The organism is Nocardioides sp. (assembly GCF_035481145.1).
Taxonomy (GTDB): domain Bacteria; phylum Actinomycetota; class Actinomycetes; order Propionibacteriales; family Nocardioidaceae; genus Nocardioides.
The window spans coordinates 33,556-45,824 of sequence record NZ_DATIHB010000007.1 but is presented as its reverse complement, the minus strand read 5'-3'; the positions used below and the strand labels follow the sequence as shown (position 1 = coordinate 45,824).

Below are 12,269 nucleotides of genomic sequence, written 5' to 3'. Positions count from 1 at the left end.
CCCCGCCGACCAGCCGTCGCTGGTCGCGTCCACCGTCGAGGAGGCCACCACTCTCGGCGTCGTGTCGATGGGTGTGCTCGCCCCCTCCGGCCGGGCACTGCTCGCCGACGAGGACGCAGCGTCGGTGCTGGCCCCCCTCCTGCCCGAGCCGCTCGACCACGTGCTGATCCAGGGCGACCTCACCGCGATCGCACCCGGGCCCCTGCTGCCCTCGCTCGCGGCCCAGCTGCAGCAGGTCGCCGACGTCGAGTCACGCGGCGGCGCCACCGTCTACCGGTTCAACGCCGGCTCGATCCGTCGCGGGCTCGATGCCGGCTGGTCGGCGGCGGAGATCCACAGCTTCCTCGCATCGACCTCGCGGACTCCGGTTCCCCAGCCGCTGAGCTACCTCGTCGACGACACCGCGCGCACCTACGGCACCGTCCGTGTCGGCTACGCGGAGGCGTTCCTCCGCTCCGATGACGAGGCAGCGCTCGCCCACCTGGTCGCCGACCCGAAGGCGGCCTCGCTCGGCCTCCGGCTGCTGGCGCCGACCGTGGTGATCAGCACCGCCCCCATCGACGTCCTCCTCGCCCGCCTGCGCGAGCTCGGCCTGGCGCCAGTTGTCGAGGCGTCCGACGGCACGGTCCACGTCGCGCGCCCCGACACCCTGCGCTCACGCACCCCGAAGTCGGCTCCGGCCGGCCGCGACTCCGCCCGTGAGGCCGTCCAGGTCAACGCCGCCGTCTCCGCGATCCGCACCGGCGACCGCGTCGCGACCTCCCGCGGCCGCGACGTCATCGCCAACACCCCCGCCGGCGCCCTGGCCGCGCTGCGGGCCGCCATCGAGGGCGGCACCAGCGTCGTCATCGAGTACCTCGACAACCACGGCACCCGCTCCGAGCGAATCGTCGACCCGCAGCGGGTCGAGGGCGGACAGCTCACGGCGTACGACCACCGCAGCGAGGACCAGCGCGCCTTCGCCGTCCACCGCATCGGCTCGGTCCGCCCCACGGATTGAGGCGCAGCGCGGGGCTGGCGGCCGCGCGCACGCCGGCGTCGCCCGGCACGTGAGGGTGCCAGCGAGCGCGCCCGAAGCCGGGTGGGGCCGGCGCGGAGTGCAGCCGGCAGGCCGCCCCCAGACCGCAAGTAGACTCGCGCGGTGAACGACGGCCCCCTCATCGTCCAGTCGGACAAGACCCTCCTCCTCGAGGTCGACCACCCGAAGGCGGCCGAGGCCCGGCGGGCGATCGCCCCCTTCGCGGAGCTCGAACGGTCACCGGAGCACATCCACACCTACCGGCTGACCAACCTCGGCCTCTGGAACGCCCGCGCCGCCGGCCACGACGCCGAGCAGGTGGTCGACGCGCTCCTCGCGCACAGCCGGTACGCCGTTCCCCACGCGCTGCTCGTCGACGTCGCCGAGACGATGGCGCGCTACGGCCGCCTCACGCTCGAGAAGGACCCGGTCCACGGCCTCGTCCTGCGCAGCAACGACCGGCCGGTCCTGGAGGAGGTCCTCCGGGCGAAGAAGGTCGCCGGCATGATCGGCGAGCGCGTGGACGACGACACGGTCATCGTCCACGGCTCCGAGCGCGGCAACCTCAAGCAGGCGCTCCTCAAGCTCGGCTGGCCGGCGGAGGACTTCGCCGGGTACGTGGACGGCGAGGCGCACCCGATCGAGCTCGACCAGTCCGGGTGGGAGCTGCGGCAGTACCAGTCCGAGGCCGCGGACTCCTTCTGGCACGGCGGCTCCGGCGTCGTGGTGCTCCCCTGCGGTGCCGGCAAGACGCTGGTGGGCGCGGCCGCGATGGCGCACGCCAAGGCCACCACCCTGATCCTCGTCACCAACACCGTCAGCGCGCGCCAGTGGAAGGACGAGCTGGTCAAGCGGACGAGCCTCACCGAGGACGAGATCGGCGAGTACTCCGGCTCGGTCAAGGAGATCCGGCCGGTGACCATCGCGACGTACCAGGTGCTGACGCTCCGCCGGAAGGGCGCCTATCCCCACCTCGAGCTGCTCGACGCCCGCGACTGGGGCCTGATCGTGTACGACGAGGTGCACCTGCTGCCTGCGCCGATCTTCCGGATGACCGCCGACCTGCAGGCGCGCCGCCGCATCGGCCTGACCGCGACGCTGGTGCGCGAGGACGGCCGCGAGGGCGACGTCTTCTCGCTGATCGGCCCGAAGCGGTACGACGCACCGTGGAAGGACATCGAGGCGCAGGGCTACATCGCGCCCGCCGACTGCGTCGAGGTCCGCGTGACGCTGCCGCAGGGCGAGCGGATCGCGTACGCGACCGCGGAGCCCGAGGAGCGCTACCGGCTCGCGGCCTGCACCCACCACAAGATCGATGTCGTACGCCGCCTCGTCGCGCAGCACGCGGGCCAGCCGACCCTGGTGATCGCGCAGTATCTCGACCAGATCGAGGAGATCGCCGCCGCGCTCGGCACAGCCAACGAGCCGGCGCCGACGATCACGGGCGAGACGACGGTGAAGGAGCGGCAGCGGCTCTTCGACGCGTTCCGCTCCGGCGAGATCGGCATGCTGGTCGTCAGCAAGGTCGCGAACTTCTCGATCGACCTGCCGTCCGCGGAGGTGGCGATCCAGGTCTCCGGCTCCTACGGCTCTCGTCAGGAGGAGGCCCAGCGCCTCGGCCGCCTGCTGCGCCCGGGCGACCCCGGCCCCGATGGCGAGCGCAAGGTCGCGCACTTCTACACGATCGTGTCGCGCGACACCGTCGACGCGGACTTCGCGCAGAACCGCCAGCGCTTCCTGGCCGAGCAGGGCTACGCCTATCGGATCGTCGATGCGGACGACATCGGAGCGTGAGCAGGTTCGCGGGACGCGCCACCCCTGCGCCGTCTAGCCTCCGGCTGTGAAGAACGTCCTCCGACCCGGCATCGCCGGACTGGCCTGCGCCGCCTTGCTGCTCCCGACCGGCTGCCTGCCGTTCGGGGAAGACGAGCCGAAGGGCCCGACGTACCCGAAGGCGTGGGATGACCGCGTCGTGCCGTACGTGAAGCTCGCCGAGAAGCTGCGCGACCTCGAGTTCGAGCATCCCGTGCGGGTCGAGTTCCAGGAGCCGAAGGCGTTCGAGAAGGGGCTCGCGGCCGACGAGAGCGACCTCGACGACGAGGAGCGCGAGGAGATCGAGCAGTTCACCGGCATGCTGCGCGCACTGGGCCTGGTGCACGGCGAGGTGGACCTCTTCAAGGAGCAGGACAAGCTGAGGCAGGGCGGGACGCTCGCCTACTACTCCTTCGACGACGAGCTGGTCCGGGTCCGCGGCACGCGGATCACGCCTGCGGTGAAGTCGACGCTGGTCCACGAGCTCGTCCACGTCCTCCAGGACCAGAACTTCGACGCCGGCAAGCGGAGCCGCAAGCTCGCCGACGCCGACGACAGCTCCGGCATGGCCTACGACGCACTCGTCGAGGGCGACGCCCGCCGCATCGAGGCTGCGTACGCCGAGCAGCTCGGGCCGAAGGCCCGTCGGGCGCTGCGTCGTGACGAGGCACGCCAGGCCGGCGACGCAGAGGCCTCCACGAAGGGCGTGCCCGAGGTCTTGCAGACGATGATGGGCGTGCCGTACGCCCTGGGTGAGGCACTGCTCGCCGTCGCGGTCCTCGACGGCGACGACGAGGTCGACAAGCTCTTCCGGGAGCCACCGACGACCGAGGAGAACCTTCTCGATCCCTTCACCGTCACCTGGGACGACGAGCGCGCCCGGAAGGTCCGCAAGCCGGAGCTGGAGAAGGGCCAGAAGGAGGTCGACAGCAACACCTTCGAGTCGACGGGGTGGCTCTTCACCCTTGCTGCACGGCTGCCGCTGCCCGAGGCGCTGCGGGCCACCGACGGCTGGGGTGGCGACCGGTACGTCGCCTACACGGAGGAGGAGCGGACCTGCGTGAAGGTGAGGTACGTCGGCGACAGCGAGCGCGACGCGGACGAGCTCCATGCCGCTCTGCTTCGGTGGATCGACCGCGGCCCAGCCGGGACGGCGAGCGTCGAGCGCGAGGGCGATGACGGCCTCCTCTTCCGCTCCTGCGACCCGGGCACGCGCGTCAAGGGGTCGGGCGAGCACTCGCAGGAGGCACTCGAGCTGGCCCTCAGCCGCACGTACATCACCCGCGGCCTCCTCGAGGACGGCTGGCCCCACAAGGAGGGCCGCTGCTTCGCCACCGAGCTGGTGAGTGGGTTCACCCCCGAGGAGATCGGCGCCGAGACGGCCTCGCCCGAGCTGACCGCGCGCTTCCGGCGCGCCGCACAACGCTGCGCGGACTGAGCGCCAGGGCGTCCTCAAGCACCCTCCGGCGCGCTCAGGTGCCCTCAGGTGTCGGTGTACTGCACGTGCGCCGAGTGGAGGGCGGCGACGTACACGCACCGTGAGACCGCGATCGGGCGGTTTCGGTGGAGCGCACGACGACTGATCTGCAGCACCGGGTCACCAGGCTCGATGCCGAGCAGAGCGGCCTCATCGGATGTCGCGACGGCCGCGGTGAACACGTCCTCGGCCCACGTCGGTCGCAGCGCGCGCCGGTCGAGGACGGCGTACAGGCTGGCCGGCATCGCGGGCTGGAGGAAGCCGGGGAGCATCACCTCGTTGAGGAACGTGTCCTCGATGCAGATCGCCACGCCGTCGCCGCGCCGGATCCGCCGCCAGCGGATGACCGGATCGCCGGGCGTCAGGCCGAGGGCCCGTGCGATGCCGGCGCCCGCCTTCTCGACGCGCGCGAGCAGGGTGGTCGAGTCGGTCTCGATGCCGCGCCTTCGCATGTCTTCGGTAAAGCCCTGGATGCCGGTGGCGGGCAGCTGCGGCTCGGCGACGAAGGTGCCGCGTCCGGGACTGCGCTCGAGCAGGCCCTCAGCCACGAGCGCGTCGACCGCTTGCCGCACGGTCATGCGTGCCACGCCGAACTGCTGCACCAGCTCACGCTCGGACGGGAGCACGGTGCCCGGGTCGGCGTCTGCGAGGAGTGACCTCAGGTGGTCACGGACCAGGACGTACTTCAACTTGGGCGTACTCGTCATCCGCACCCCCGACCTGGTCGCCACCCGCCGATTCTGGGTGACTGGCAAGTGATTGTGCCTGCCTGAGCGCCCAAATGACTCGATTGGACTATCAACACACCGGGGGTCATCGAATGTCTGTTCGACCAACTGCTAGCCTCCTGCCATGCGCGTCGAGTTCCAGGGCGATCTCTTCGACCTCGCCCCCGAGGCGTCGCTCGGCCGCCTCCGCGGATCGGTGCACCGCACCGTGCTCGGCGACGGCGCATGGGTCGACGTCCGCCGGTCCTGGGTCCGCGGGGCCTCGGAGGTGTTCCGTGCCCTGGTGCGCGAGGTTCCCTGGCGCGCTGAGCAGCGCGAGATGTACGACCGCGTCGTCGACGTTCCCCGTCTGGTGCACACCTACGCCGCCGACGACCGGCTCCCCCACCGACTCCTCACCAGTGCGCGCCAGGCGCTCACCAACCACTACCTGCCCGAGCTGGGCGAGGCGTTCGAGACGGCAGGCTGCTGCTACTACCGCGACGGGCGCGACTCGGTCGCCTGGCACGGCGATCGCATCGGCCGCGGTTCCAGTGAGGACACGATGGTCGCGATCCTCTCCTTCGGGGATCCGCGGCGCCTCCTGCTGCGCCCGGAGGCCGGCGGCGCCTCGGTCGCCTTCACGATGGGCCACGGAGACCTGCTGGTCATGGGCGGCTCCTGCCAGCGCACCTGGCAGCACGCTGTTCCGAAGGTGGCCGCCGCCGGCCCGCGGATCAGCGTCCAGTTCCGCCCCGCCGGCGTTGCCTAGTAGGCCTCGTCGAACGCGTGGGCCATCGCGGAGGTCCACTGTCCGCTGAAGCCGCAGCCGTTGACGGTCCCGTCCGTCGCGGTCACCAGGTAGCGCTCGCCCTCGGCGAAGGTGATGCCACCCTCGAGCAGCACCGCCTCGCTGCTGGCGTGCAGCCGCACGCGGTCAGCCTGGTCTGCGCCGCGGTACCAACGGTCCACGTCGAGCAGGACCTCGTCGCCGATCACGTCGACGGCCGTGGCTGCGAACGCGGTCTCCATCGGACGGAGTCCGTCGACCGAGAACTCCATGCACATCATCATCGGGTCCGGAGCCGGCAGGTCCAGGGCGAGCTCACGCAGCGGCTGCACGCGTGGCGCGTCGTCCAGCAGGAGCACCGATGCGGCTGCTCCGATCATCACGGCGGCCACGGCCGCCACTCCTGCCAGCACCCAGGTCCGGCGGCGGGGCACCCGCTCCTGCACGTCGTTCATCGTCGCCTCCACGAGGTCCTCGATCCACGAGTCAGCCGGCACGTCATCGCGTGCGGGATCAGCAGCCTTCAGCCTGCGGCGCAGCTCGTCGTCCATCACGGCCTCCTCCCTTCACCTTGTTGCTGTCCGGCGACCCCCGGTTCCTTTCCCAGCACGGCGGCGAGCTTCGCCTTCGCCCGGTGCAGCCGGATGCTGACGGCATTGGCGGTCAACCCCGTCACCACGGCGATCTCGCGCGGCGGCAGTCCCTCCCAGGCCCAGAGCATGACCACCTCCCGGTCCAGCTCGCCCAAGGCCAGCAGCGCGTGACGCACCTCCGCCCCAGCCTCCGGATCCACCTGGCCGGGCACCGGCTGCGCCCCGAGCCGTTCCAGCAACCGCAGCCGTCGCACGCGCGCACGCGCGGCATTGGCCAGGCAGCCCCGCGCGACGGCGTACGTCCAGGGCAATGGATCGTCCTCGGGCAGGTCGCGACGCCGGCGCCAGAGCACCAGGAAGACCTCCGCGAGCAGGTCGTCGACGGCATCCCCCGGTGCCCGGCGGACCAGGTAGCGCCGCACGGGCGGCCCGACCAGACGGGCCAGGTCGGCGAACTGCGCCTGCTCGTCGGCGGCAGGCAGCGGGGGCACGGTCGCCACACTGCCACCTGTCCGGCAGACGCCGGATCCTTTCGCCGGACGACCAGCGAAAAGGCGAAGGGCCCGGGAAGACACCCGGGCCCTTCTTCCCGCTTGCAGGGTGGAAGCCCCGTTCAGCGGAATACGCCAAGCATCCCACGCCGTGGCCGGAGACCCAAAAGCCCACCGCAACCACAGCAGGCCACGCGCTGGCTGTGCGCCCCTGGAGCCGGTGCGTCGGCTGGCGGAGACGCGAAGAGGCCCCCTTCCCTGCGTGCTCCCACGGAGTGGGGCTGGGGTGCGCGCAGGGACGGGGGCCTCGAAGCGTCGCCGTCAGGCGACGCCACAGTGCGTCAGGAAGACACGGATCAGAAGTCCATGCCGCCCATGCCGCCGTCGCCACCCGGCATGGCAGCGCCAGCCTTCTCCGGCTTGTCGGCGACGACAGCCTCGGTGGTGAGGAAGAGCGCAGCGATCGACGCGGCGTTCTGCAGCGCGGAGCGCGTGACCTTGGCCGGGTCGATGATGCCGGCGGCCAGCAGGTCGACGTACTCGCCGGTGGCTGCGTTGAGCCCGAAGCCCGGCTCCAGGTTGGCGACCTTCTCCGCAACGACGCCGCCCTCGAGGCCGGCGTTGATCGCGATCTGCTTCAGCGGAGCCGAGATGCCGACCTTGACGATGTTGGCACCGGTGGCCTCGTCGCCCTCGAGCTCGAGCTTCTCGAACGCCGACGCGCCGGCCTGGACGAGCGCGACACCACCACCGGGGAGGATGCCCTCCTCGACAGCAGCCTTGGCGTTGCGGACGGCGTCCTCGATGCGGTGCTTGCGCTCCTTGAGCTCGACCTCGGTGGCCGCGCCGACCTTGATGACGGCGACGCCGCCGGCCAGCTTGGCGAGGCGCTCCTGGAGCTTCTCGCGGTCGTAGTCGGAGTCCGACTTCTCGATCTCGGCACGGATCTGGTTGACGCGACCCTCGATCTGGGCGGCGTCGCCGGCGCCCTCGACGATCGTGGTCTCGTCCTTCGTGATGACGACCTTGCGGGCCTGGCCGAGCAGCTCCAGGCCGGTCGACTCGAGCTTGAGGCCGACCTCCTCGGAGATGACCTGGCCACCGGTCAGGATCGCGATGTCCTGAAGCATGGCCTTGCGGCGGTCACCGAAGCCCGGGGCCTTGACGGCGACGGACTTGAAGGTGCCACGGATCTTGTTGACGACCAGGGTCGACAGCGCCTCGCCGTCCACGTCCTCGGCGAGGATGAGGAGCGGCTTGCCCGACTGCATGACCTTCTCGAGGATCGGCAGCAGGTCCTTGACGTTGGAGACCTTCTGGTTGGCGATGAGGACGTAGGGGTCCTCGAGGACCGTCTCCATGCGCTCCGGGTCGGTCACGAAGTACGCCGAGATGTAGCCCTTGTCGAACCGCATGCCCTCGGTGAGCTCCAGGTCGATCCCGAACGTGTTCGACTCCTCGACCGTGATGACGCCCTCCTTGCCGACCTTGTCCATCGCCTCGGCGATGGCGTCACCGACGGTGGTGTCACCACCGGCGGAGATGGTCGCGGTGGCCGCGATCTGCTCGCGGGTCTCGACGTCCTTGGCCTGCGCGAGCAGCTGCTCGGAGATGGCGGACACGGCCGCCTCGATGCCCCGCTTGAGGCCCATCGGGTTGGCACCCGCAGCCACGTTGCGGAGACCCTCGCGGACGAGCGCCTGCGCGAGGACGGTGGCCGTCGTCGTGCCGTCACCGGCGACGTCGTCGGTCTTCTTCGCGACCTCCTTGACGAGCTCGGCACCGATCTTCTCGTAGGGGTCCTCGAGCTCGATCTCCTTGGCGATCGAGACACCGTCGTTGGTGATCGTGGGGGCGCCCCACTTCTTCTCCAGAACGACGTTGCGGCCCTTGGGACCGAGGGTGACCTTGACCGCGTCGGCGAGGGTGTTCATACCCCGCTCGAGGCCGCGGCGGGCCTCCTCGTTGAATGCAATCAGCTTCGCCATGACTCTGCGATTCCTTCGCCATGAGTTGGTGTGTGGGGACCGTGGCGGGCTGCCCGCGACGGACGATCCTCGCTGCCGACAGACCCTTCCCGCCGACCACGAAGACCTCAGCTGGCGCCGGGTCCGGTTGTCACTCTCCAGATGAGAGTGCCAGCCTCATGTTTAGCACTCGACCCCAACGAGTGCAAAGCGTCTGCACAGCGCTGACACGCACACGCGGAGGCGCCTAGGCTGCTGTTGGTCGACTCGGCGACTGGAAGTCACCCGTCCAGCACCGCCGGAGGCACCCATGACCACCCGACGCCCTCTCCGCCTCATCGGCGTGCTGACCACCGGAGCCCTCGGGCTCGTGCCGGTGTTGCTCGCGGCTCCCGCCCACGCCGCGCCCGTCAGCTGCAGCGCGAGCGGCACCACGTTGACGGTGGAGGCCGATGACTACTTCTACGACCAGCGCTGGTCGATCGAGAGTGGCCTACTGACCATGCACGACGGAGCCGCCGCCTCCGGCGGGGTCCAATGCAGCGTGCCGCTCAGCGGCATAGACGTCATCAACGTCAACGCTGGCTCCGCGTTCGCCGATGACTGGGTCGTGGACCTCAGCTCCGACTGGAGCGGGCTGCTGCTCAACCTGCCGGCCGGACAGTACGACACGGTCAGGCTCGACGGATCCTCCTCCACGGTGCCGGTGGCCGTCGACTTCGTGGGCGACGGCACGCCGTACGAGTTCTCCACCGACGGCGACCTCGGCGCCAACGTCGCCTTCGACGGCCAGTGGGGCGGCTTCCGCTCGGCCAGGGGCGGCAGCAGCACCGACACCATCGACCTCTCCGGCCTCCCCTCCCAGACCGCCGCGATCTCGATCCTGGGAAACGACGGCAACGACGCGCTCACCGGCTCCAACAGCCACGACACCATCAGCGGCGGCAACGGCGACGACGTGATTCACGGCGGCGGCCAGACGGACGTCATCGACGGCAACACGGGCGACGACGAGCTGTACGGCGGGGACGGCAGCGACGTCGTCCACGACGCCGAGGGCTCGGACACGCTCGACGGTGACTCCCCGGATGCGGAGGACGGCTACGGCGATGTCCTCAACGTCTTCTACGACTACGTCCCCGACCTGATCGGCGACGCGACGGCCAGCTTCGACAAGATCGTCTTCTACAGCGACGGCCAGACGGTCGAGGCGAGCCTCGACGGTGCCCAGAACGACGGCGTCCTCGGCGAGGACAACCTGCTGGGCGCCCATGCCATCCAGACCTTCCAGGGCGACGACCAGGTCACGGCGGACGGCTTCACCACGGTCGACACCGGCGCCGGTGACGACCGGCTGATCCTCGGCCAGCACTACCGCGACCCGATCGGCTGGGGTGCCGGTGCCGGCACGGACACGATCGATGCCTCCGGCTTCAGCGGCTTCCTCGCCGGCCAGTTCGGTCCCGGCGGTGCCCAGCTCTTCACCCAGGGCACCGACGGTTTCGGCGGCAACATCGACGGCACCGGCTGGGAGGTCGTCCTCGGCGGCCTCGGCAACGACGACCTCGTCGCCGATTGTGCGTGCACGATGAAGCCCGGGCCCGGCAACGACACGATCACCTTCGGCGGCGCCGGCACCTTCCTCGCCAGCGCCGCGAGCGACGGCGCCGACACGGTGCTCGTGCAGGAGGGCGTGACCGGCGTGACCGCGAGTTACGCCGCGCGCTCCGCAGCCGTCTCGCTCACGATCGACGGCGACGCCAACGACGGCCAGCCCGGCGAGGGCGACCTCCTCGACTTCGGCATCACCACGCTGACCGGCGGCACCGGCAACGACACCCTGGCGGGCTCGACCGCGGCCGACACGCTCGACGGCTTCGCCGGCGACGACCGGCTCCTCGGCCGGGGCGGCTCCGACCGCCTCGTCGGGGACGTGGGCGCGGACGTGCTCGACGGCGGCTCCGGTGCCGACATCCTGCTCGGCCAGGTGGGAGCGGACAAGCTCTATGGCCGCGACGGGGACGACGTGCTCCGTGGTGACGAGCGCACCGGCCCCGCCGGCAACGACACGCTCGACGGCGGGGCTGGCGACGACGACCTCTTCGGCTACGCCGGCAACGACACCTTCACCGAGGGTTCGTCGGCCAACGGCTCGGACCTGATCGCGGGCGGCAGCGGCACCGACACCGCGTCGTACTCCTCGCGGAGCTCGGCGGTGAGGCTCTCGATCAACGGCTCGTACGACGACGGCGCCTCGGGCGAAGGCGACCGCATCGGCACGGACGTCGAGAACCTGACCGGAGGCCGGGGCGCGGACGTGCTCACCGGCAACAGCGCGGTCAACCTCCTCACCGGCGGCGCCGGGAACGACCTGCTGACGGGAGGGTCGGGCAAGGACAAGCTCAACGGGCTCGACGGCAACGACACGTTCCAGACCGTCGACAGCCTCGCCGACGCCCTCAGCGGCGGCAGCGGCACCGACAGGGCCCACCGCGACTCCATCGACACGACCACCTCGGTGGAGCAGCGCTTCTAGCGGATGAGCGGCACGTGATGCCCGTGCGGCACGTCGACCTCTCCCCCGAGCGCCGCGACGACGGAGGCAAGCATCGCCTTCGCCGTACGCCGGTAGCCGAGCGACGACGGATGGAAACGGTCGATGCTGAACATCTCGTCGGGGTTGGTCACGAAGAACGGTCCCGCCACCTGGCGCAGGTCCACCACGCGGGCACCGAGGGCCAGGGCGGCCTCCCGTTGCGCGGTCGCGAGCTGACGGGAGGCGAGCGAGCCCAGAGTGCGCAGGGGCTGCGGGACAGCGCGGAGCATCCCCAGGTCCGGGCAGGTGCCGACCACGACCGCGGCTCCCCGCGCCTGGAGCGTGCGGATCGCGTCCTGGAGGTGCGCGACGCTCGACGGCACGGGGTGACGGTGCGTGACGTCGTTGCCGCCGACGATGATCACCGCGACGTCGGGCCGGTACCCCCGCGGCAAGCTCTCGATCTGTCCGGCGAGATCGCTCGCGTGATCGCCCACACGGGCAGCCGTGGTGAGCCGGATCGACCGGTGGATCCGCTTGGCGGCCCCCTTGGCCAGGCGCGCGCCGAGCGTCTCCGACGGCAGGTCGGCACCCAGCCCCGCCGCGAGCGAGTCGCCCAGCATGAGCAGGTCGAGCCGGTCGCCGAGTCGCTTCTTGTAGACCTTGTCAGCCTGGGGCGCCTGCTCTCCCAGCGGCTTGCCGATGACGCCACGCGCCACCGCTGCCTGACGGTGGAGCAACTCACGCCCGCCGTACGTCAGTCCACCGACAGCAGCACCCACTGCGCCGACGACCACACCAGCCCCGATCCAGCCCTCGCGCCTCATGCGTGCAGTTGAACCACAGCCGCGTGAACCGGCGTCCAACACGTCGTGGAC

At 70.9% G+C, this 12,269-nt stretch carries 10 protein-coding genes; 5 read left to right on the top strand and 5 right to left on the bottom strand.

All coding sequences use genetic code 11. The annotated features are described in order from the left end of the window. The 3 genes from VLF38_RS00815 to VLF38_RS00805 all read left to right on the top strand — a co-directional run. A partial coding sequence (locus VLF38_RS00815) for a helicase-associated domain-containing protein (RefSeq protein WP_325269393.1) occupies positions 1-1,000 on the top strand: 1,000 nt, incomplete at its 5' end. A 141-nt stretch (positions 1,001-1,141) separates the two neighbouring features. Further along, positions 1,142-2,812: a DNA repair helicase XPB gene (locus tag VLF38_RS00810; RefSeq protein WP_325269392.1), complete on the top strand. Its 1,671-nt coding sequence runs from the start codon at positions 1,142-1,144 to the stop codon at positions 2,810-2,812. Between the two features lie 46 nt (positions 2,813-2,858). Next, on the top strand, positions 2,859-4,268 hold the full coding sequence (locus VLF38_RS00805) for a hypothetical protein (RefSeq protein WP_325269391.1): 1,410 nt from the start codon (positions 2,859-2,861) through the stop codon (positions 4,266-4,268). Positions 4,269-4,312: 44 nt separating this feature from the next. Here VLF38_RS00805 and VLF38_RS00800 read toward each other — a convergent pair whose 3' ends face one another. Then, a complete protein-coding gene (locus VLF38_RS00800) occupies positions 4,313-5,014 on the bottom strand; it encodes a GntR family transcriptional regulator (protein WP_325269390.1) in 702 nt (233 codons plus the stop codon). A gap of 145 nt (positions 5,015-5,159) precedes the next feature. Here VLF38_RS00800 and VLF38_RS00795 point away from each other — a divergent pair, with 145 nt between their 5' ends. Next, positions 5,160-5,786, top strand: coding sequence for an alpha-ketoglutarate-dependent dioxygenase AlkB (locus VLF38_RS00795; RefSeq protein WP_325269389.1), 627 nt, complete (start codon positions 5,160-5,162; stop codon positions 5,784-5,786). Here the strand turns inward: VLF38_RS00795 and VLF38_RS00790 are convergent. The 3 genes from VLF38_RS00790 to groL all read right to left on the bottom strand — a co-directional run bounded on the left by VLF38_RS00790 (position 5,783) and on the right by groL (position 8,876). After that, positions 5,783-6,355, bottom strand: a complete 573-nt coding sequence (locus tag VLF38_RS00790) for a hypothetical protein (RefSeq protein ID WP_325269388.1) — start codon at positions 6,353-6,355, stop codon at positions 5,783-5,785. The genes VLF38_RS00795 and VLF38_RS00790 overlap by 4 nt on opposite strands. After that, positions 6,355-6,897, bottom strand: a complete 543-nt coding sequence (locus VLF38_RS00785; protein WP_325269387.1) for a sigma-70 family RNA polymerase sigma factor — start codon at positions 6,895-6,897, stop codon at positions 6,355-6,357. The genes VLF38_RS00790 and VLF38_RS00785 overlap by 1 nt, the downstream gene beginning before the upstream one ends. Positions 6,898-7,244: 347 nt before the next feature. Further along, the gene (groL, locus tag VLF38_RS00780; protein WP_325269386.1) at positions 7,245-8,876 is read right to left on the bottom strand and encodes a chaperonin GroEL; all 1,632 of its coding nucleotides are present in this window, start codon (positions 8,874-8,876) and stop codon (positions 7,245-7,247) included. Positions 8,877-9,165: 289 nt separating this feature from the next. Here groL and VLF38_RS00775 point away from each other — a divergent pair, with 289 nt between their 5' ends. Continuing rightward, entirely contained in the window at positions 9,166-11,391 is a 2,226-nt protein-coding gene (locus VLF38_RS00775) for a calcium-binding protein (protein ID WP_325269385.1), read from the top strand. Here VLF38_RS00775 and VLF38_RS00770 read toward each other — a convergent pair. Then, the gene (locus VLF38_RS00770; protein ID WP_325269384.1) at positions 11,388-12,218 is read right to left on the bottom strand and encodes an SGNH/GDSL hydrolase family protein; all 831 of its coding nucleotides are present in this window, start codon (positions 12,216-12,218) and stop codon (positions 11,388-11,390) included. The genes VLF38_RS00775 and VLF38_RS00770 overlap by 4 nt on opposite strands. Positions 12,219-12,269: the final 51 nt, after the last annotated feature.